This window comes from Enterobacter cloacae complex sp. R_G8 (assembly GCF_024599795.1).
In the GTDB taxonomy this organism is placed as follows: domain Bacteria; phylum Pseudomonadota; class Gammaproteobacteria; order Enterobacterales; family Enterobacteriaceae; genus Enterobacter; species Enterobacter dissolvens.
Window position 1 is genome coordinate 2845811 of sequence record NZ_CP102246.1, and the last position, 20527, is coordinate 2866337.

Here is a 20527-nt window from a genome sequence, read left to right on the forward strand (position 1 = left end):
GGATATTTACATCGGTCAATGAGTGTTTTTTTAAACCAATGGCCGCCTCCTTCAGGCGGCCCAAAGTTAAATATCACTCCCTAGGTCAAATAATAAAAAAATACCAAAACTGGCAGTTGATTCTTATTTGTATGACTTTTAAGATTTGTCTGCAAGGCATTGATTAAATTTAATTTAGGGAAATAAAAATGACAAGAAATATTGTTGCGGGAATGATGATGGCCGCGTTTTCAGGGGCAGTATATGCAGGATCCGCACAAGGCATACCGGATTTTTCACCAGACAGTTTATCGGTTTCAGCCTCTGCCGGGATGCTGAGCGGAAAATCCCATGAAATGGTTTATGACGAAGTCACAGGAAGAAAAATAAGCCAGCTGGACTGGAAAATAAAAAATGTCGCCATCCTTAAAGGCGATATTTCCTGGGATGCTTACTCGTTTTTGACACTGAACGCCCGCGGCTGGACGTCTCTGGCATCAGGCTCGGGTCATATGGATGACTATGACTGGATGAATGCAAAACAATCCTCCTGGACAGACCATTCATCCCATCCTTCGACCAACGTCAATTACGCCAATGAATACGATCTCAACGTTAAAGGCTGGATCTTCCAGGGCGATAACTATAAAGCTGGCGTAACCGCAGGTTATCAGGAAACGCGCTTCAGCTGGACGGCGACCGGTGGCTCTTACAATTACGACAACGGCACCTATCAGGGGAATTTCCCGGCGGGTGAACGCGGTATTGGTTACAGCCAGCGCTTCTCCATGCCGTACATTGGCCTGGCGGGTCAGTACCGTTTCAATGATTTTGAATTCAATGCCCTGTTTAAATTCAGTGACTGGGTGCGCGCGCACGACAACGATGAGCACTATATGCGCGATCTGACCTTCCGTGAGAAGACCTCGGATTCCCGCTACTACGGTGCGTCCGTTGACGCAGGTTATTACGTCACGCCGAACGCCAAAGTGTTCGCAGAATTTACCTATAGCAGTTACGAAGAAGGTAAAGGCGGTACGCAGATTATTGATACCAATACTGGCGAATCGGGCTCTATTGGCGGAGACGCTGCCGGTATTTCAAACCGCAACTATACCATTACCGCGGGTCTGCAATACCGCTTCTGATCCTGTTGTGGTTAATCAAGATCGGGCCCCTGACGGGGCCTTTTTGTGATGTTGAGTTAAACTCACATTGATTCTCACTATTTGTCGTTTTTCAAACGCGACGTCCCTGAAATATCATCCTTCAAAATTGATAAATGTTCAGGGAGCAAACATGACGCTTGACGTTATATTTCATTTAATGAAGCTGGTCTCACTAGATGAATATTCATCCGGCGCCAATTTATCGGCACTGCTGGAATCGCTGTCAGCAGAAAAAGAGAACGATGTTACCCTTGCGGCCTTTGTACATCGCCTTCACATTCTGTGTGCCGCTCACAGCGACCCCATGCAAGCTGAGGCGCTGCTCGCCGCTAATCTGCCAAAAGAAGGGGAACCCCTTCCCGTGCTGGATTTTTCAGGATGGCCGCTGGTGCGTTACGCCCTCTCAGGTGAATTACAAACGCCCGAGTCCGAGGCGTACTTTCAGAACGTCACGTCGGCTGCCACTATATTACGTGCGGCAATAATAGATTCAGAGCGTGCAAACAATAGGCCTGCGATCGCTATTCTCGATAAACTTCTCAACCTGAACGGTGCATTGCCGGAAAGGTATAAAAAAATGGCAAATATTCCATACGCCTGAAGTTTATAGAGCAGGATACGCCCGCGGCATATCCTGCTTTTGATGACTACAGCCGGTGCTCGTCGTATTCCAGACAGATGATATCGAGAGAAGGAATCACCGGGGCATGCAGGTTAAGCCAGTCCAGCAGACATTCAATACTCTTTTTCCTGAGTGAATTTTTCGGCCAGACAATGTAATAACCGTCCCCGGTGGCGATGGCTTCTTTGAAAGGCAGCGCAAGCAGGCCGCTATTCAGCGCGTCAAGCGAAAGCAGCAGGTCGGCAATCGCGACGCCATGGCCGTTCATCGCAGCACTACTCCCTTGCTCAAGGGTGTCGAAAACCGCTCCGCGACTCATATCAAGCCCGGGGAATAACCCCGTCCTTCTCAGCCACCGTCGCCAGTCGCGTCTGTCCGGGGAAGGATGGATCAGATCGCACTGCGAAAGTTGCTCTCGGGCAGATTCCCGTAAAGCGGGGGTACAGACCGGAATAAGCCATTCACTGAAAAGCAATCGGCTCTCCGTTGACTCGCCAAAATGCCCGTTGCCCAGCAGGATCGCGCAATCATAGGGCTCTCGCGTGAAATCAACGGTATCGATGTCCATCCAGACGCTGGCTATTTCTACGTTGGGTTTTTCATGATGTTCACGAAACGATCGCAGGACGTTAAGCAACCATCTCATGGTGAGCGTACTCGGTGCCTTCAGCCGCAGCAGGTGGTTTTCACTTCTGAAAGCCCGACAGGCCCACTCGATGCTCCTGAACCCTTCGTGAAGCTGCCCGGCCAGAACACGCCCCGCCTCACTGATCTCCACTCTCGGCCCCTGCCGTTTGAACAACTCACAGTCGAACCACATTTCAAGGGTGCGGACATGTCTGCTGACCGCGCCCGGCGTAATATTGAGCACTTCAGCGGCTTTACTGAAGGAGTTTACTCGCGCAGCGACTTCAAAGGCGCGCAGGGCATAGAGTGGTGGTAAGGACATAATTCCCCTTTACAGGATAGCGGCCGAAACCAGAGGTTCACCTTGAGTGACTGGCAGGCGTAGTGATTTCAGCCAGCAGCCAGCGTTCAAACGTCACTAACGCCGCGTCATTGATTCCCGTTTCCGCCGGTTTAATGAAACAGAATGTCTTAATTAACCTTTCTGAGGCAGGCCATGGCGAAACCAGCATGCCGCTGCGTAGTTCGTTTTCGATATACATGCGTGGTATCAATGCGACGCCGTGACCTGCCAGCACAGCAGCGATCGCCATTTCATGAAGATCGTACCGTACGCCCTGAGACGGGTTATCAAGCCTGATCCCGCTTTCCAGGGCATAGCGATGCCACGCATCCGGATTCTGCCGGCGATGGATCCGCGCAAGTGCATTGAGTTGCTCACCGGGTTCCTTATCCATTAACAGTGCAGGATGACACACCGGCACCAGTTTTTCCTCAAACAACGGCTGCAGTCGCATCCCGGCCCAGGCGGGATGTTGAAAATGAACGACGGCATCAAAGCCGCTCCCGGGCAAAATAAACGGATCCGTTCTGGCCGCAAGATTGACTGAGATCTCAGGGAACTGCGAGGTAAAGCGGCTCAGGCGGGGAATGAGCCAACGGCTGCAAAACGTCGGCAGCACGGCAATATCCAGACTCTGAATCCCCTCCTGCATGCCCATGATGTCCTGAGTCTCCCTTTCGAGCCGCTCAAGAGTTTCACGTACATGATGAGCATAGCGCGCGCCAGCAGGATTCAGCTTTACGCGGCTCCCGGTACGGTCAAACAGTTTGCAGTTTAACAGCGATTCCAGACGTGCAATCTGGCGGCTAATCGCCCCTTCCGTCAGAAAGAGCTCCTCTGCAGCCCGGGCAAAATTACCGTGCCTGGCAGCGGCATCAAAAGCCTGCAAAGAGGCGCTACTGGGTATCTTTTTGCGCATTAAGCCTGGTCCTGAGGCCGCGCGTATTCTGCGCAGTCGATGAGTTAATGTCACTGAACCATGACATAGTATCGATTTAACGCACGAAAAACAGCCTGTAGCATGATGAAAAGTCATTAAGTGAAGAGGTTGTGATGTTCTATATCGTGGAATGTTCGTATAACGATCCGCCAAGCGAAGCTGAGTGGAACACGTTTTATAGTCAGGAGAAATTACCCGCTCTTCTCTCCGTGACCGGATTTATGACGTCTCAGCGTTTTCGGGCCATCACGCCTGGCTGCCCGGTTTATCTTGCCCTGCATACCGTTACCAACGCGGATGTTTTGCACAGCGAAGAGTACCGTCTGAAAGGCGGCGGTAATTTTTCTCGCTGGCAGAGCTGCATAACTGACTGGCACCGTAATCTCTATGCCTGTGAAGATCCGGCGCCCGCTCTCTCCTGCGATCAAATTTTGCTGTTAAGCACTCAGCTTGTTAGTCCTGCCGGACACCGGGCCATCGACATGCAGGCCGTGGGGCTGGATTGTTCACCGGAACGTCGCGTTGCGTGGGTGTTGCCTCGTGAAACTGCCGTCCATGCTTTGACTCTTCCTGAGGTCTATCTCTACGAACCACTGACACCCCAGTTGCAGCGTTCAGGCATCAATACGCAATCAGAACAGCGGAGTACGCGATGATTCCGTCCACCTTCCCGGTACGCCAGATTGGCGATTTTGAGATTACCGCGCTCAGTGACGGCGTTCTGTCAGCTCGTCTCGATTTGCTCTCAGGAATTGAAAACGCGGCGGCAAGCGAAATCCAGGAGCATGCAGGTGTCGCGGAACCCGGTGATATTCACATCAATGGCTACCTCATCCGGGGCCGGGGGAGAATTATTCTGGTTGACGCTGGCGCAGGTGGGGTGAACAACGTGGGGGGTGACCTTATCACCCATCTCGCCGCGGTTGGCGTGGACCCTGACGAGGTGGATACCGTTTTATTAACGCACTGTCATCCGGACCATATTGGTGGTCTGCTGGATGCTGAACAGCGTCCTGTCTATCAACATGCAGATATTTTTCTTCACCCTCTGGAAGCGGAACACTGGTGGGACGATAACACGCTAAACAGTGCCGATGCGCGTACAGCGCGTAATTTCAGGCTCGTGCGCCAGACGTTACAGGCGTGTGGTCAACAGGTGCGTTTATTCGATGAGAACAGTGTTGCCGAAGGGATCCTGCCGGTCTGGTTACCCGGCCACACGCCCGGACATACCGGGTTTCGCATTCACTCGCATGACAAGGACTTACTCATATGGGGAGATATTGTCCACTACCCGCATATACAGTCTGCCCTGCCGGAGGTTTGCATCGCCTTTGACGCGGATCCTGCACAGGCCGAAGCAACGCGTAAAGAGGTGCTGGAACGCGCGGTCAGGGAGAATCTGCTCGTTGCGGGAATGCATATCGGGCCACAAGGGTTTGCGCGCGTTCTCCGTGTGGGAAGTGGATATCGACTCTCTTACTCTGGTTAAGACGTCAGGCTTGTTCATTCGCGTTCAGCATACGGGCCTTTCTCTTTCGTCAATCCAGCGCATCAATTCCGGAAGCTGTGTTTCTGAGAATACCGCGATCCCATGTTCAGCGAGTAATGCTGCCGCGACACCCATCCCCGTGTTGCGCACGCCGCTAAAAGAACCATCATAGATATGCTGGCTCCCGCAGGTTGGGCTGCCATCCGTGAGCAGCGCAGCGCGACAGCCATGCTCCTGTGCGGTACGCAGCGCCAGCCAGGCGGCAAGCTGATAGTGCTCTGTGACATCCTGGCCCGTATTCTCAATGATTCTGGCCTGCCCGCGCATGACATCCCGACCGTCGGCCGACAAAATCTCTGCTGGTGGTCGGGGTACCGGCAACCCGGCAGCCAGTTCAGGGCAGTGGATCACTAACCGCTGCTCCGCTTGCCAGCGGGAGAGTTGCGCCATCGCCTTCGCTTTTTCGCTGCCGTTATAACGAACCCTGAACCCCATCAGGCACGCACTGACCAGAATTTTATTTATCATCGCTTCCCTGTCGTGTAGATGATGAAAGTGAGGAAGTGTAACACGCTGCGGATACGGGCGTGGGTGGTGAAGGTTGGCTGTGTGCGATAAGTTCAGGTGAGGAAGATAAGCAACTGTTTAATCGTCGGGCTGTTCAGTATTATTAATCAGCATCGTAAATTGTCTGAGTTCGGTACGCTAATGAGGGATTAGGATGGAACAGAATTTCACACCTGAACAGATTGAAATGATAAACCGTGTTGTCTTTGCGCAAATCAACATAATGAATGAGAAAGTTGCTGAAATCATTGAAGATACCGAGTCTACAGCACATCTTCAATTGAAGGATAACGGCATCGACATGACAGATTTCTCTCCTGCGAATAAGCATTTCCTGATGATGTCGCTTATACAACATCTGATAGATAACGTGCACGGTGGCGATATGGCGCTGGCCCAAAAGATGCTGACTATGGAAGCAAAGAGGCTGAACATCAGCGTAAATGCTGAGGCGGATAAGTCGAGAGAGTGAGTCGCAGAAATGGTCGGGCATGGGTCATTCCTGGAATTGTGATGACGTATGCTCAGTAAAACTGACACGAAAACGTCCAAAGTCCCTCCGGAGATTTATGAAAATAGCCGATACCATTATCCGCCCACATCCAGTTGACCTTTTCCTCTGATCCCACCTGAAAGACAAAGTCTTCTATCCCCGCGCCATGTTGTATCTCCATCGGGTATCCTCCGACCTTGGTTCCCCTGTAGCGTTTAAAATCATCATGGAAGCGGTCGCTTGCCTCCTGATCATCGTTGACGTCAGAAAGGTCAATAATATCCCAGGCATCCTCCCATCCCGGCGCATCATCATTGACGCCCAACCATCGAACCGGAAATGCGCGATAAGGCGTGTCTGTTGCAGGCAATAACTCAAGCCCTTCAAGGGTGGCATATTCGCGTATGAGCCAACCTTCACCATGAGGTTTATCAAATGGATGGCTTTCAATATTGTGAAAGAGCACCAGGAGTGCGACGTCCTTCAGTTGCTCAGGGATAACGGGAAGCTCATCTATACGAATCTGAAGAAGCGGAAACATCGGCTGCCCCTTCCAGAGTGGTAATCCTTCACCGGGAAGAGCGACACCGTTCAAAAACCAGGATGTAAGGGGGTCTGCCGGGGGACGAAAACCGCCCACTTGTGCCACCGATGCAGGACGTAATTTGGATCTGAGCTCGTCTAAAACTAACGCACTCCTGGATTTCATATGTGTCGCCTTACGTATGGAGAGACTCTGTACAGTCTGAAATAAAAACGTTTTTATTATATCGTAATCATTATTCATCAGACCTGCATATAAAAAGGGCTTGTCATGTTTGCGGTTGAGAAATTAAAAGTGAAGTACCCAGGCGCCGGTGCCTGGCAAATGGGCGACAGCCCGGAACTGGCCAGCGAGCTTGCAGACCTGATTAAAAAAGGGATCAAAACCGCTTCCTGCGGATCTTTTGCCTCTTATCAGCAGGAAGACCCGGCCCCGAAGATTGGGAGCTATAACATTATTCTTGATGGTCAGAATGTTCCGGTCTGTGTAACCCGGCTGGTTTCAATGCGACTGGTGCGTTTTTGTGATGTGACTGAGGCGTTTGCCCGCAAAGAGGGTGAAGGCAATTTAAGCCTTGAATACTGGCAGAAAGAGCATCAGCGATTTTTCACCCGAGAAGGTCATTTTTCTGAAGATATGGAGTTAATCGCAGAAGAATTTGAAGTGGTTGAGGTGCTGTAAATGAGAGAAATTAGATAGCCCGAGCCAGCTCTACAGAACAATCCTGACTCAATCATAACAGGATTGAGTCAGGATTACCTCCGTAGCCCATCGACGCTAACCGATGGCAGATTCATCACTGTTTTAATGCTGGTTTCGATACAACGCACTATCTCTTCGCGTGGGCCGCTTCGCCAGTCAGCACTGGCATAAAAAGCATCAAGAACCGTCACCATGCTTTCAGCGCTGTCAAAGGCGCGAATCAGATAGTAGCAATCAGGGTCATGCAGGGAGTTTCCAGACGAAACAACATCGATCCCGTGGCGTTGATGAAGGGGAACGCTGATGTCCTGCATGAGGGTGTGAAAGGCGACGCCAGTGCCTTTGCGTAAGGTGTATTGCAGTATCTCGACTGTTTTTTCCACCGTTATTGTCCCTGTCAGGCTGCTTTCACGGCTCTGATTTTTTTACTGCCCGCTTCATCAGATTCAGTTTTATCGGTTACATCGTTGAGATCGGGCAGTTTGCTGGTACGCAGAATATGCTGCACGGTCTCTTTCTGCTCGGCGAGATACAGCCCCAGATTTTCAGCCTGTGTTTCATCCATCTGCAGTCCGCTTTGCAGCAGCCAGTCGGTGAACGCGTCTGCCATGTCGAGCAGTTTGTCGTGCGCGTCAGCCTCTTTCTTACTGGCAAATGTCATTTTCTCTTCACCTTTTCTTACAACAACATATTTTGTTTCAACCGCCATGATGCGCCCCTCGTACTGTAATTACATACAGTATATCAGTTCCGGATTTGTATTGCAGCCAAAATATGCTTACATGTCTTGCGGCCAGTTTTCTGGCAACCCGGTTTTAAACGTGCTGGCATGGATAACGTCATCAACCTGAGTAAACATCATGAAAAAATCGATCGTTCCTACAGAATTTCAACACTACTTTAATGACTGGCACTTCTCACCGGTCATCGAAGCAGATGGCACAGTGTATCTTTCAGGCGTTACCGCCGCACGCAAGGACAAACCGATAAGTAAGGATCCTGAAGAACAGTTCCATGATGCGTTTTATAAGCTTGGCGTGTACTTAAAAGCCGCCGGTTTAAGCTATGAAAACATACTGGAGATGACCACTTTTCATATCGATCTTAAAAAACACATCGCCGCTTTTTCTAAAGTAAAAGATGAGTACATAAAGGCGCCCTATCCGGCATGGTCTGCCATCGGCGTAGCAGAATTTATTCCAGAAAATGCTCTTGTGGAAATGCGGATTGTGGCAAAAAGGTCAATTTAGGCATGTGCTCCAGGATGGGCGTTATCGGGATCATCCTCCCTTCTGGCTAAGCTGCATTTTTTCCTGCAGCAGCGGCGTCAGCCACTCCGTAAACGCCCGTATTGACCGGGAAAGATGTCGCCGGTGAGGATACAAAATATTCACCGGCAACGCCTGAGGTCGACACTCCGGCATCACTTCGTACAGAACGTCATTCGCCAGATAAGTATGAACATCATACGCAGGGATCTGCAGGATACCCAATCCGGCAACGCAGGCAGCAATGCTGGCTTCTGCGCTGTTGACGGTAAGCATGCTGTTCACTTCTGTTCGTTTCACCTCCCCCTTGTCCACCCATTCCATCAGCTCTTTCCGGCCAGATGTCGGTGATGCATAGCCAATCAAATAATGTTGGTTCAGTTTTTCAGGGGATTGCGGCTGTCCGTAAGTGGCAAGGTAAGCTGCTGACGCGACATTAATGATGCTGAGATATCCCAGACACTTCGCCACCATGCCGGAGTTGTCCAGCGGCCCCACCCGCAGGGCACAGTCCACCCCTTCTTCAGCAAGGTTAACGTTGCGATCGGTTACGCCAAGTTCAATTCTGATGCCGGGATACTGCTGATAAAAGGCGGGCATAGCGGGAATAATAAGATGGCTACCGACGCGTCCGGGAACGTCAACCCGGATAGACCCCGTGACGTCGCGGCCGTTTTCCCTGAACAGATTCTCTGTCTCATCCATGTTCTGAACAGCAGCCTGACAGCGCGGGTAAAACGCATGACCGTCAATGGTCAGGGATACGCTGCGGGTCGTGCGGTGAAACAAGCGCGCACCTAACCGCGATTCAAGCGCCTGAATGGCGGCAGAAACGGTGGAGGCAGGACGATTGAGTGATTCTGCCGCACGGACAAAGCTGCCGTTATCCGCCACCCTGAGAAAAATTCTGAACAAATCGACAGAGTCCATGCGCCCTCATTATTCGTTTTTCATGGATAGTTCATTCAGAATAGCAGGATTAATAATCAAAACCGAGACAGTAAGATGGCTGTACGGGGTTTTCCCGGCTAATCCATGATAAGGAGCCTTCTTATGACCGACCATACTCTGACCGGTAAAACTGTGCTGATTGCCGGCGGTGCGAAAAATCTGGGGGGATTGATTGCCCGGGATTTCGCCCGGCATGGCGCGCGGGCCATCGCCATTCATTACAACAGTGCCGCCACGCAACAGGACGCTGAGGCGACCGTACAGGCCATCCGGGCGGCGGGCGCACAAGCGCAGGCCTTTCAGGCTGATCTGACCTCAGCCGCCGCGATGGAAAAACTCTTCAGCGATGTGGTGGCCGCTGTCGGGAGGCCAGATATCGTCATTAATACCGTCGGCAAGGTACTGAAAAAACCTATGGCCGAGGTCACTGAGGAAGAGTTTGATGAAATGAGCAACGTGAATGCGAAAGCGGCATTTTTCTTCCTGAAAGAAGCCGGCAGGCACGTTAACGATAACGGCAAGATTTGCACCCTGGTCACCTCCCTGCTGGGCGCCTACACGCCGTTTTACGCCGCCTATGCTGGCATGAAGGCGCCCGTGGAACATTTCACCCGCGCTGCGTCAAAGGAACTTGGCGAAAGAGGGATCTCCGTGACTGCAATCGGGCCGGGCCCAATGGATACCCCCTTCTTTTATCCTGCCGAGGGTGAAGATGCAGTGGCGTATCACAAAACCGCCGCAGCGCTCTCCCCCTTCAGCAAAACCGGCCTGACTGATATTGACGATATCGTGCCATGGGTTCGCTTTCTGGTGAGCGAAGGATGGTGGATGACAGGCCAGACGATTCTGGTTAACGGGGGTTACACCACAAAATAAGGCTGACCCGGGCGCCTGTTCTGGCACAGGCGCCTGACCCCCACCCACCGCATCATCCGTACATCGCTTTAGCCTTAACCCAGACGGTCAGCGTATGAACTACACTTCTTAGTTCACGGCGGAGTCAGGCCGTATACCGCATTTCATTTCTGCCTGTCATGCAATCTGTCTACCTGAGTGGAGAAAAAACATGGGTTATGTAACAACTCGCGATGGCGTCAATATCTACTACAAGGACTGGGGCCCAAAAGACGGAAAGGTGATCTTTTTCCATCACGGCTGGCCGCTAAGCAGTGATGACTGGGACGCCCAGATGCTGTTCTTCGTCAATAAAGGATTCCGCGTTGTGGCCCATGACCGTCGCGGTCATGGTCGTTCAGATCAGGTGTGGGACGGCCATGATATGGATCACTACGCTGACGATGTGGCCGCCGTCGTGGAACATCTTGGCGTAAAGGATGCGATGCATGTCGGGCATTCAACCGGCGGTGGTGAGGTGGTGCGTTATATCGCCCGGCACGGTGAAGACAAGGTTTCCAAAGCCGTGCTGATCAGTGCCGTACCGCCTTTAATGGTGAAGACGGAGAGTAATCCTCAGGGTACGCCAAAGTCAGTGTTTGATGATTTTCAGGCCCAGCTGGCGGCGAATCGCCCTCAGTTCTATTATGACGTGCCTGCGGGACCGTTCTATGGATTTAATCGTCCGGGGGCGAAGCCTTCCGAAGCGGTCATCTATAACTGGTACCGTCAGGGGATGATGGGAAGCGCCAAGGCGCATTACGATGGGATTGTGGCCTTCTCGCAGACGGACTTCACGGAAGATCTCAAAGGAATATCCATCCCCGTTCTGGTCATCCACGGGGATGACGATCAGGTGGTGCCGTATGCGGATTCCGGCGCGATGTCAGTCAAGCTGGTCCAAAACGGAACCCTGCATACGTATAAAGGCGCGCCTCACGGTATCCCAACGACACATGCCGATCAGGTCAATGCCGATCTTCTCGCCTTTATAAACAGTTAACCCCGCACCTTATCCCCTCAGGCGGGAGCGAAACGGTTCCCGCCCTGGCCAGGGTGATGTCTGGCCTAAATGTTGCGATTTCGGGCTGACAATGCTGCGACGCCATGCACCCGGAGCCTGACCATACTGACGCTTAAAGCTGCGGTTGAAAGACTGCTGGGAGTCAAAGCCCAACGCGATCGCCACGTTCAGGATCGGCTCATCGCTATGGGTTAACCGCTCCATCGATTTTTGAAGTTTCTGCGCACGGATATACTCGGCAATAGGGTAACCCGTGTGTTCTTTGAAGATCCGCTGAAGATGCCATTTTGAATAGCCTGCACGCTTTGATACGGTCTCAATGTCCAGACGACTATCCAGGTTGTTGTCGATCCAGTCGAGCAGATCGTGAATAAATGCGCCAGTGTCCATCTTCTCCCCCACACGCCACGTAGTAAAAAGCACCTTTGTTTGTTGCATTTAAAGATGGCCCGTTTTGATGCTAAATGCAAGTTTTATTGTTGCATTTAAATCCCTGCCGAAAACGCGCCTTTTTCCCCGCCCTCAAATAGCACATAAAGTGCAACAATTATTCTTGCACTAAATTTAGCGCCTACCTACAATCGCCGCGATAGTGTATTCACAATTGTTACAGTTTTGTGGCGATGAACGACACAAATGGCCTTAAGCCAGCCCGGACAAAGGAAGTGGCGCGGCGTCCCCCGTTGCGTCTTGCCCGGCGGCTACAACTACCGGAATAAAAATAATGAGCCTGCAAAAAACCTGGGGTAATTTTCATCTGAACGCGTTGGGCGCGGTGTTACTCTCCGCCCTGCTCGTCGGGTGTGACGAGGGTGTCGCGCAAAATGCCGCGCCACAAGCGCCCACCGTCAGCGCCGCTGACGTGGTCGTCAAATCCATTAGCCAGTGGGATAGCTTTAATGGTCGGATTGAAGCGGTGGAAAGCGTACAGCTCCGCCCTCGCGTCTCCGGCTACATTGATAAAGTGAATTACACCGACGGTCAGGAGGTCAAAAAAGGTCAGGTATTGTTCACGATCGATGACAGAACCTATCGCGCCACGCTGGAACAGGCGCAGGCAGCGCTGGCAAGAGCCAAAACACAGGCCAGCCTGGCGCAAAGCGAGGCAAACCGTACCGATAAACTGGTCAATACCCATCTGGTTTCCCGTGAAGAGTGGGAGCAGCGCCGCGCTGCTGCCGTCCAGGCCCAGGCCGACATTCGCGCCGCACAGGCGGCGGTGGATGCCGCGCAGCTGAACCTGGATTTCACTAAAGTGACCGCCCCTATCGACGGGCGTGCCAGCCGGGCGTTGATCACCAGCGGGAACCTCGTTACCGCCGGTGACAGCGCCAGCGTGCTCACCACCCTGGTCTCGCAGAAGACGGTCTACGTCTACTTTGACGTGGATGAGTCAACCTACCTTCACTATCAAAAACTCGCCCTCAGCGGGCAAGGTGCGGCCAGCGATCACCTGGCGCTGCCGGTTGAGATTGGGCTGGTTGGCGAGGATGGCTATCCCCATCAGGGCAAAGTCGATTTTCTTGATAATCAGTTAACGCCAAGTACCGGCACCATTCGCATGCGCGCGCTGCTGGATAATTCACAGCGTCAGTTCACGCCGGGGCTGTTTGCCCGCGTCCGCCTGCCGGGCAGCGCGGAGTTCCAGGCCACGCTTATCGACGACAAAGCGGTGCTGACCGATCAGGATCGCAAGTATGTTTATGTCGTTGATAAAGAGAGCAAAGCGCAGCGTCGTGATATTACCCCAGGGCGTCTGGCTGACGGTTTACGTATCGTCCAGCAGGGGCTGAAGCCTGGCGATAAAGTCATCGTCGACGGTTTACAAAAAGTGTTTATGCCGGGCATGCCGGTTAACGCGAAAACCGTTGCCATGACCACCCGCGCCGCCCTTAACTGATCCCTTATCTGAGAATCCGACCCATGGACTTTTCCCGCTTTTTTATCGACAGGCCGATCTTCGCCGCGGTCCTGTCGATACTGATTTTTATCACAGGATTGATCGCCATCCCGCTGTTACCGGTGAGCGAATACCCTGACGTCGTGCCGCCAAGCGTGCAGGTGCGTGCGGAGTATCCCGGCGCCAACCCGAAAGTGATTGCAGAGACCGTGGCGACACCGCTGGAAGAAGCGATCAACGGCGTTGAAAACATGATGTACATGAAGTCCGTCGCGGGCTCCGACGGCGTGCTGGTGACCACCGTCACGTTCCGCCCAGGAACCGACCCGGATCAGGCCCAGGTTCAGGTACAAAACCGCGTGTCACAGGCCGAAGCGCGTTTGCCGGAAGATGTACGCCGTCTGGGTATTACCACCCAGAAGCAGTCGCCGACGCTGACGCTGGTGGTGCATCTGTTTTCGCCCGGCGGTAAGTACGATTCACTCTATATGCGTAACTACGCCACGCTGAAAGTGAAGGATGAACTGGCGCGTCTGCCCGGCGTTGGCCAAATCCAGATTTTTGGCTCGGGCGAATACGCGATGCGCGTCTGGCTGGATCCAAATAAGGTGGCAGCGCGCGGCCTGACCGCCTCGGACGTGGTGACGGCGATGCAGGAGCAAAACGTGCAGGTGTCCGCCGGACAGTTGGGCGCCGAGCCGCTGCCGAAAGAGAGCGATTTCCTGATCTCCATTAACGCGCAGGGTCGTCTGCATACCGAAGAAGAGTTTGGCAATATTATCCTGAAAACGGCGCAGGACGGCTCGCTGGTGCGCCTGCGCGATGTGGCGCGTATTGAAATGGGCTCCGGCAGCTATGCGCTGCGTTCCCAGCTCAACAATAAAGACGCGGTCGGGATTGGTATCTTCCAGTCGCCGGGAGCAAACGCCATCGATCTGTCGAACGCGGTGCGCGCTAAAATGGCGGAACTGTCCACCCGTTTCCCGGAAGACATGAAATGGGCGGCGCCTTACGATCCGACGGTGTTCGTGCGTGACTCCATTCGCGCGGTCGTGCAGACACTGCTGGAAGCGGTGGTGCTGGTTGTGCTGGTGGTCATTCTGTTCCTGCAAACCTGGCGTGCGTCGATCATTCCGCTGATCGCGGTGCCAGTCTCGGTGGTGGGCACGTTCAGCATCCTCTATCTGCTGGGCTTTTCCCTCAACACACTGAGTTTGTTCGGGCTGGTACTGGCAATCGGTATCGTCGTGGACGACGCCATTGTGGTGGTGGAAAACGTCGAGCGAAATATCGAGGAGGGACTGGCTCCGCTGGCGGCGGCACATCAGGCGATGCGTGAGGTCTCCGGGCCAATTATCGCGATTGCGCTGGTGCTGTGTGCGGTGTTCGTGCCGATGGCGTTTCTCTCGGGGGTTACCGGTCAGTTCTACAAACAGTTTGCGGTGACGATTGCGATATCAACGGTGATCTCCGCCATTAACTCGCTGACGCTTTCGCCGGCGCTGGCGGCGCTGCTACTGAAACCGCACGGCGCGCCGAAGGACCTCCCTACCCGGCTTATCGATCGCCTGTTCGGCTGGATTTTCCGTCCGTTCAACCGCTTCTTCCACCGTAGCTCGAACGGTTATCAGGGGCTGGTGGGCAAAACGCTCGGACGACGCGGTGCGGTGTTTGTGGTCTATGTTCTGCTGCTCTGTGCCGCCGGCGTGATGTTTAAAGCCGTGCCGGGCGGGTTTATTCCTACCCAGGATAAGCTGTATTTGATTGGCGGCGTGAAAATGCCGGAAGGCTCCTCACTGGCTCGTACCGATGCAGTGATCCGCAAAATGAGCGAAATCGGTATGAACACCGAGGGCGTGGATTATGCGGTCGCCTTCCCGGGGCTGAATGCGCTGCAGTTCACCAATACGCCGAATACCGGGACGGTCTTCTTTGGCCTGAAACCGTTTGACCAGCGTAAACACACGGCGGCGGAAATTAACGCCGAGATCAACGCCAAAATCGCGCAAATCCAGCAGGGCTTTGGCTTCTCCATTCTGCCGCCGCCTATTCTGGGGCTGGGTCAGGGATCGGGTTACTCGCTGTACATCCAGGATCGCGCGGGTCTGGGCTACGGTGCGTTGCAAAACGCGGTGAACACCATGTCGGGTGCAATTATGCAGACGCCGGGAATGCACTTCCCTATCTCCACCTACCAGGCGAACGTTCCGCAGCTGGATGTGCAGGTCGACAGGGATAAGGCCAAAGCCCAGGGCGTGTCGCTGACCGATCTGTTCGGGACGCTGCAGACCTATCTGGGATCGTCCTATGTGAATGACTTTAACCAGTTCGGCCGCACCTGGCGCGTGATGGCACAGGCCGACGGACCGTATCGCGACAGCGTGGAAGATATTGCGAATCTGCGCACCCGTAATAACCAGGGCGAGATGGTGCCGATTGGCAGTATGGTGAATATCAGTACCACTTACGGGCCCGATCCGGTGATTCGCTACAACGGCTATCCGGCGGCGGACCTGATTGGCGATGCCGATCCGCGCGTCCTCTCCTCTACCCAGGCAATGACGCAACTGGAGGGGATGTCTAAGCAGATTCTGCCGAACGGGATGAATATCGAGTGGACGGATCTGAGCTTCCAGCAGGCCACTCAGGGGAACACGGCGTTAATCGTCTTCCCGGTCGCGGTTCTGCTGGCGTTCCTGGTCCTGGCGGCACTGTATGAAAGCTGGACGCTGCCGCTGGCGGTGATCCTTATCGTGCCGATGACGATGCTCTCCGCCCTGTTTGGCGTCTGGCTGACCGGCGGTGATAACAACGTGTTCGTGCAGGTGGGTCTGGTGGTATTGATGGGGCTGGCGTGTAAAAACGCGATTCTTATCGTGGAGTTTGCCCGCGAGCTGGAAATCCAGGGCAAAGGTATTATGGAAGCGGCGCTCGAAGCATGCCGCCTGCGTTTACGCCCGATTGTGATGACCTCCATCGCCTTTATCGCCGGGACCATCCCGCTCATCCTCGGCCACGGTGCGGGTGCAGAAGTGCGCGGCGTCACCGGGATCACGGTATTCTCCGGTATGCTGGGCGTAACGCTGTTTGGTCTGTTCCTGACGCCGGTGTTTTACGTGACGCTGCGTAAATTTGTCACGCGCGGCAAAGTGGAAAGAGAGGTCTTGCCCGCGTAATGCGCTGCAGATAACAAAAAACCGCCTTCACGATGAAGGCGGTTTTTTTATGCAGCCATTAATGGGCTTTCTTGTACTGGGCAATCAGTTCGGGCACCGGATCGCACCCGCTGGTATCGGCTTTCTTGAGCTCTTCCAGCGCGCTTGCCACGGTATGACCGGCTAAGACCGCGAGTGACGCCTGCTCGGCCTCTTCAGCGATGGATTTAAAGTACCAGCACGTATTCGCGCTCACCACGCAGCGCGCCGGTACGTCGGGGCGCGACGCCCACAGCTTTTTGTCTTCTATGACAGAAAGGTAGATATCACGCAGGGTGATCTGTTCCGGCGGGCGGCCAAGATGAATCGAGCCGTTGCGACCAAGCGTGGAGACGATAATACCGTCACGCGTGAGGGGAACCATCAGTTTGCGGATGAAGCTCGGATTCGCTTCCAGGCCGTAGGCCAGAATCGCACTCGTCGAACGTTCACCCAATTGCTCCGCCATCGCTACGCTGAGAACCATCTGCAAAGCTGTCGGGAAGCGGTAATCTAACATTTACGTATCCTGGGTTGCGGTGGATCTTATTCTTTTTGGCACCGCAGAGGTGAATAATCAATAAGCAACAATATAACAAATACCGTAATTATTTTGAAGCTATCTACTTTGACCCGCCCCGTAAAAAAGAGTTTCCATCGCACACGAAATGGGATCACCCTCGCGTTTTCTTCAGGCAAGCGCCGGATTGGGGAAATCCACCGTCACCCTGAGCCCACCGTCAGCAGCGGTACTCAGGCTCACGCTGCTGTTGTGCTGCTGCGCCACCGCTTTAACGATGGCCAGCCCCAGCCCGCTCCCGCTCTGCATCTGATTCGGATCGCGGAAAAACCGGTCAAACACCCGTTCCCTCAACGCAACCGGAATACCCGGCCCGGCATCGGAGACGCTGAATTGCGTGGACATCTCCGCCGAAAAGAGATCGACCTCCACACGCCCACCTTCCGGGCTGTATTTGATGGCATTTTCAATCACATTATCGATAAGCGACATCAGACGCTCCCTGACACCGCTCACCCAGTTTTCTTCCAGAGCGTAGAATTCAAGCTCAATATTGCGTTCCGCGGCGAGCGGTGCCAGCACCGCCATGCGCTCCTGGATGAGCGTCGTAAGCGGCACCGGCTCCATCGCCGTGTCCACGCTCGCTTCGCTGTGCATCATCAGCAAAAGCTGATTAACCAGACGCGCCGCCCGGCTATTGCTGCGAATAATCCCTGCTAGAAGCGCCTGTTGGTTATCACTGCTGACGTAGGCCTGCAACGCCTCCACATTGATTCGCATCGCCGCCAGCGGCGTGCGCAGCTCGTGAGCGGCATCGGCAATAAAAACCCGCTCCCTTTCCGTGCTTTCTCGCACCCTGGCAAGGAACTGGTTAATCGCGTTCACCATCTGACTAAGCTCCCTGTGCGTTGGCACGGCGTTTAACGGAGAGAGATCTTCTGGGGCGCGTGCGGCAATTTCATTGACAACCCGGTTCCAGGGGCGCATAGCAATGCGGATTGACAGCCACGCGGGAAACAGCAGAAAAGGAATACACACCAGCAGCGGCATGATGTAGTAGCCACGCGAGTTGAGGTAGATAAAGAAATTCCACCCCGCAGCAGGCGTCACCAGCGTCACCTCCACGTCGGAATTCGCGGATTTTAGCGTACGGCTGGTCCAGCTACGCCCGTCGCTGTGAATTCGCTCTATTTTTCCCAACCGGGTATTTTTTACGCCCATCGGCGCGCCAGCAGAGGCATACAGTATTGCGTTATGCTTGCGAATTATCATGGTGATGGAGAGTCCCACATCGTCCCCTCCGCCGTAATCTTCCCGCAACGCCTGGCTGAACTGCTCCAGCACTTCGCTTCGCTCCTGCGTACGCCCTTCCATGTGTTCAACAAGGGTAAATATGGTTTTATATGTCTTATCGCCGGTCAGGATCGGGGGGCTACGCAAGTCATCCCACAGCATCCAGGTTAAAAAAAGACACCACAGCAGTGTCAGCAGAAGCATCTGAGCGACCATGATTCGCCGCACCAGCGTGGGCACCCGCAGGAAACGCCACAGGTTTCGCATCAGTGTGCTTCCTTCTGAATCGCGACGGTATCAATGACATACCCAACGCCCCGCACCGTTCGTACATAGCCGTCGCCAATTTTTCGCCGCAAGTTCCCCATATGCACATCAAGCGCATTACTCATGTTTTCTTTCGCACCGAAGATCCTTTCTTCCAGAAAACGGCGCGTCAGCACGCGGTCAGCACGCAACATCAGGGTTTCAAGCAGCGCGTATTCGCTGGCCGTCAGCTCAATATGGCGGGAACTCACCGTGACGCGACGCGTCGGCACATGCAGGGATAATCCTCTGATTTCTACCGCCTCGTTCTGATAACCATAACTGCGTCGCGCAAGCGCCCTCACCCTCGCCAGCAGCTCAGCGAGAACAAACGGTTTGACGAGATAATCATCCGCCCCGGCATCCAGCCCGCTCAGGCGATCCTGCAGCGTTCCTCGCGCCGTCAGGATAATAACGGGGATGCCTTTTAGCTGCTGACGTACGTACGCCATCAGGCTCATGCCATCGCCATCCGGCAGCCCCAGGTCGAGCAGAATAAGTTCAGGCGCGCAGACAGCAAGTTGATGCAGCGCATCCTCTTTGCGGCGGACCCATATGACATCTAATCCTTGATCTGCAAGGGCTATACGCACGCCATTGCCGAGATCCAGGTCGTCTTCAATAAGTAATATTTTCACAAGGGCAACTTTATCAACCGTGAATGAAGAACGTCTTAAGAAAGAGACGGTAACAGGTAATTTAACAGTTTTGCAGCATCAGCATCTGCTTCAGTCTTTCTTCATTTTGAGCTCATAAGAACCTTAGGGTGGACATTCAAACTGGGCGCTCTGGCGATTAACACCGCTTGTAACGTAATCATTTGAATCCAAAAGGACTTCTTTAATGAGACATATCGAACTGCGTCACTCGTTCCCCCTTTCGCTCCCGGGGCTCAGTCTGAAGAAAATCGTGCCAGGCGCGCTGCTGGTGTTACTGGCCACCCCGGTACTGGCCGCAGAACAACAGGGCAACGTGCTGACCTTAGGTGGAGGCGTGGATGTTGCGCCCCGCTATTCGGGTTCGGATAAAAACCGCGCCACCACGGCGGTGGTGCTGGATTACGCCATGTATAACGGATTCTTCGTCAGTACTACGCGAGGGATCGGTTACGGCAACAACATCGGCAACCTGGATTACAGTGCGGCGCTGAGCTATCGCGCGGGCCGTAAGGATCGGGATGTGGACAGTGATTCGATCAGCGGCGGCAGCGATTATTTGCGCGGTATGGGCGACATCAAAGGCTCGGCTCTGGTGGTGCCAGGGCTGGGGTATAAAGTGACCGACTGGCTGAATCTGCAATTGCAGGCTGAGGTGCCAGTTTCTGAGCGAGACAACGGCGAAGCGCTGCATTTCGGCGTTTCCAGCCCGCTCTACACCTCACCGAACAACACGGTGACACTGTCGCTGACCGGTAGCTGGGGCAGCAGCAAGTACATGCAGACTTACTATGGGGTGAATGCATCCCAGTCCGCCGCATCCGGGTTTACCCGATATGACGCTGGCGCGGGAATTTATGCCTGGTCAACGAATCTCGACTGGACACACAAGCTCACCCAACGCTGGAGCGTCGTTGCCGGCGCAGGCGTTACGCAGCTGATGGGGGATGCAGCCGACAGCCCGATTGTTCAACGAAAAACCTCGCCTACCGGGAGTTTGAAGGTTACATACAGTTTCTGATTTAGTTGGATGGAATGCCAAC

General features: G+C 53.8%; 23 protein-coding genes. 12 read left to right on the forward strand and 11 right to left on the reverse strand.

The window, feature by feature from the left end; all coding sequences use genetic code 11:
* Positions 1-188 precede the first annotated feature (188 nt).
* Positions 189-1127 carry an omptin family outer membrane protease gene (locus NQ842_RS13435; protein ID WP_257255959.1) on the forward strand — a complete coding sequence of 313 codons (939 nt, stop codon included), beginning with the start codon at positions 189-191 and terminating at the stop codon, positions 1125-1127.
* A 151-nt stretch (positions 1128-1278) separates the two neighbouring features.
* Entirely contained in the window at positions 1279-1749 is a 471-nt protein-coding gene (locus tag NQ842_RS13440) for a hypothetical protein (RefSeq protein WP_014831797.1), read from the forward strand.
* A gap of 46 nt (positions 1750-1795) precedes the next feature.
* Here NQ842_RS13440 and NQ842_RS13445 read toward each other — a convergent pair whose 3' ends face one another.
* Together NQ842_RS13445 and NQ842_RS13450 are read right to left on the reverse strand one after the other, a co-directional pair.
* Positions 1796-2719, reverse strand: a complete 924-nt coding sequence (locus NQ842_RS13445; protein WP_063424677.1) for a LysR substrate-binding domain-containing protein — start codon at positions 2717-2719, stop codon at positions 1796-1798.
* A 37-nt stretch (positions 2720-2756) separates the two neighbouring features.
* A complete protein-coding gene (locus NQ842_RS13450; protein ID WP_050859477.1) occupies positions 2757-3659 on the reverse strand; it encodes a LysR substrate-binding domain-containing protein in 903 nt (300 codons plus the stop codon).
* A gap of 134 nt (positions 3660-3793) precedes the next feature.
* On the opposite strand from NQ842_RS13450, the gene NQ842_RS13455 reads away from it, so the two are divergent.
* Complete coding sequence (locus NQ842_RS13455; RefSeq protein WP_063411802.1) at positions 3794-4336, forward strand: hypothetical protein; 543 nt, start codon at positions 3794-3796, stop codon at positions 4334-4336.
* Complete coding sequence (locus NQ842_RS13460; RefSeq protein ID WP_373371032.1) at positions 4336-5172, forward strand: MBL fold metallo-hydrolase; 837 nt, start codon at positions 4336-4338, stop codon at positions 5170-5172. Before NQ842_RS13455 ends, NQ842_RS13460 begins: the two co-directional genes overlap by 1 nt.
* Before the next feature lie 24 nt (positions 5173-5196).
* Here NQ842_RS13460 and NQ842_RS13465 read toward each other — a convergent pair whose 3' ends face one another.
* Positions 5197-5700, reverse strand: a complete 504-nt coding sequence (locus NQ842_RS13465; RefSeq protein WP_161657494.1) for a DUF523 domain-containing protein — start codon at positions 5698-5700, stop codon at positions 5197-5199.
* A gap of 193 nt (positions 5701-5893) precedes the next feature.
* Here NQ842_RS13465 and NQ842_RS13470 point away from each other — a divergent pair, with 193 nt between their 5' ends.
* Positions 5894-6211, forward strand: a complete 318-nt coding sequence (locus NQ842_RS13470; RefSeq protein ID WP_063424669.1) for a hypothetical protein — start codon at positions 5894-5896, stop codon at positions 6209-6211.
* Positions 6212-6263: 52 nt separating this feature from the next.
* Here the strand turns inward: NQ842_RS13470 and NQ842_RS13475 are convergent, their stop codons facing one another.
* Complete coding sequence (locus NQ842_RS13475; protein WP_050859474.1) at positions 6264-6941, reverse strand: DUF1963 domain-containing protein; 678 nt, start codon at positions 6939-6941, stop codon at positions 6264-6266.
* Between the two features lie 105 nt (positions 6942-7046).
* On the opposite strand from NQ842_RS13475, the gene NQ842_RS13480 reads away from it, so the two are divergent.
* Positions 7047-7457 carry an ASCH domain-containing protein gene (locus NQ842_RS13480; protein WP_050859473.1) on the forward strand — a complete coding sequence of 137 codons (411 nt, stop codon included), beginning with the start codon at positions 7047-7049 and terminating at the stop codon, positions 7455-7457.
* A gap of 74 nt (positions 7458-7531) precedes the next feature.
* Here the strand turns inward: NQ842_RS13480 and NQ842_RS13485 are convergent, their stop codons facing one another.
* Positions 7532-7861, reverse strand: a complete 330-nt coding sequence (locus NQ842_RS13485) for an NIPSNAP family protein (RefSeq protein WP_014831789.1) — start codon at positions 7859-7861, stop codon at positions 7532-7534.
* 14 nt (positions 7862-7875) lie between these two features.
* A complete protein-coding gene (locus NQ842_RS13490; protein WP_014831788.1) occupies positions 7876-8187 on the reverse strand; it encodes a YebG family protein in 312 nt (103 codons plus the stop codon).
* 151 nt (positions 8188-8338) lie between these two features.
* On the opposite strand from NQ842_RS13490, the gene NQ842_RS13495 reads away from it, so the two are divergent.
* Positions 8339-8728 carry a RidA family protein gene (locus tag NQ842_RS13495; protein WP_257255961.1) on the forward strand — a complete coding sequence of 130 codons (390 nt, stop codon included), beginning with the start codon at positions 8339-8341 and terminating at the stop codon, positions 8726-8728.
* Positions 8729-8758: 30 nt separating this feature from the next.
* On the opposite strand, the gene NQ842_RS13500 is transcribed toward NQ842_RS13495, so the two are convergent.
* Complete coding sequence (locus tag NQ842_RS13500; protein ID WP_257255962.1) at positions 8759-9676, reverse strand: LysR family transcriptional regulator; 918 nt, start codon at positions 9674-9676, stop codon at positions 8759-8761.
* Positions 9677-9799: 123 nt separating this feature from the next.
* Between NQ842_RS13500 and NQ842_RS13505 the strand changes: the two genes are divergently transcribed.
* Complete coding sequence (locus NQ842_RS13505) at positions 9800-10573, forward strand: SDR family oxidoreductase (RefSeq protein WP_257255963.1); 774 nt, start codon at positions 9800-9802, stop codon at positions 10571-10573.
* 190 nt (positions 10574-10763) lie between these two features.
* Positions 10764-11594: an alpha/beta fold hydrolase gene (locus NQ842_RS13510; protein ID WP_014831784.1), complete on the forward strand. Its 831-nt coding sequence runs from the start codon at positions 10764-10766 to the stop codon at positions 11592-11594.
* A gap of 9 nt (positions 11595-11603) precedes the next feature.
* On the opposite strand, the gene NQ842_RS13515 is transcribed toward NQ842_RS13510, so the two are convergent.
* Positions 11604-12005 (reverse strand): helix-turn-helix domain-containing protein, encoded by a 402-nt coding sequence (locus tag NQ842_RS13515; RefSeq protein WP_046887535.1) that lies wholly within the window; start codon positions 12003-12005, stop codon positions 11604-11606.
* Between the two features lie 334 nt (positions 12006-12339).
* On the opposite strand from NQ842_RS13515, the gene NQ842_RS13520 reads away from it, so the two are divergent.
* Both NQ842_RS13520 and oqxB read left to right on the forward strand, forming a co-directional pair.
* A complete protein-coding gene (locus NQ842_RS13520) occupies positions 12340-13515 on the forward strand; it encodes an efflux RND transporter periplasmic adaptor subunit (protein ID WP_046887536.1) in 1176 nt (391 codons plus the stop codon).
* Between the two features lie 23 nt (positions 13516-13538).
* Complete coding sequence (gene oqxB, locus NQ842_RS13525; RefSeq protein ID WP_047362023.1) at positions 13539-16691, forward strand: multidrug efflux RND transporter permease subunit OqxB; 3153 nt, start codon at positions 13539-13541, stop codon at positions 16689-16691.
* Positions 16692-16749: 58 nt separating this feature from the next.
* On the opposite strand, the gene NQ842_RS13530 is transcribed toward oqxB, so the two are convergent.
* From NQ842_RS13530 to NQ842_RS13540, 3 genes are all read right to left on the reverse strand, one after another.
* A complete protein-coding gene (locus NQ842_RS13530; protein ID WP_013096741.1) occupies positions 16750-17229 on the reverse strand; it encodes an Rrf2 family transcriptional regulator in 480 nt (159 codons plus the stop codon).
* Positions 17230-17400: 171 nt separating this feature from the next.
* Positions 17401-18789 (reverse strand): HAMP domain-containing sensor histidine kinase, encoded by a 1389-nt coding sequence (locus tag NQ842_RS13535; protein ID WP_257255964.1) that lies wholly within the window; start codon positions 18787-18789, stop codon positions 17401-17403.
* Positions 18789-19466, reverse strand: a complete 678-nt coding sequence (locus NQ842_RS13540) for a response regulator (RefSeq protein WP_047362024.1) — start codon at positions 19464-19466, stop codon at positions 18789-18791. The genes NQ842_RS13535 and NQ842_RS13540 overlap by 1 nt, the downstream gene beginning before the upstream one ends.
* Before the next feature lie 205 nt (positions 19467-19671).
* Between NQ842_RS13540 and NQ842_RS13545 the strand changes: the two genes are divergently transcribed.
* Positions 19672-20505, forward strand: a complete 834-nt coding sequence (locus tag NQ842_RS13545) for a MipA/OmpV family protein (RefSeq protein WP_063411792.1) — start codon at positions 19672-19674, stop codon at positions 20503-20505.
* Positions 20506-20527: the final 22 nt, after the last annotated feature.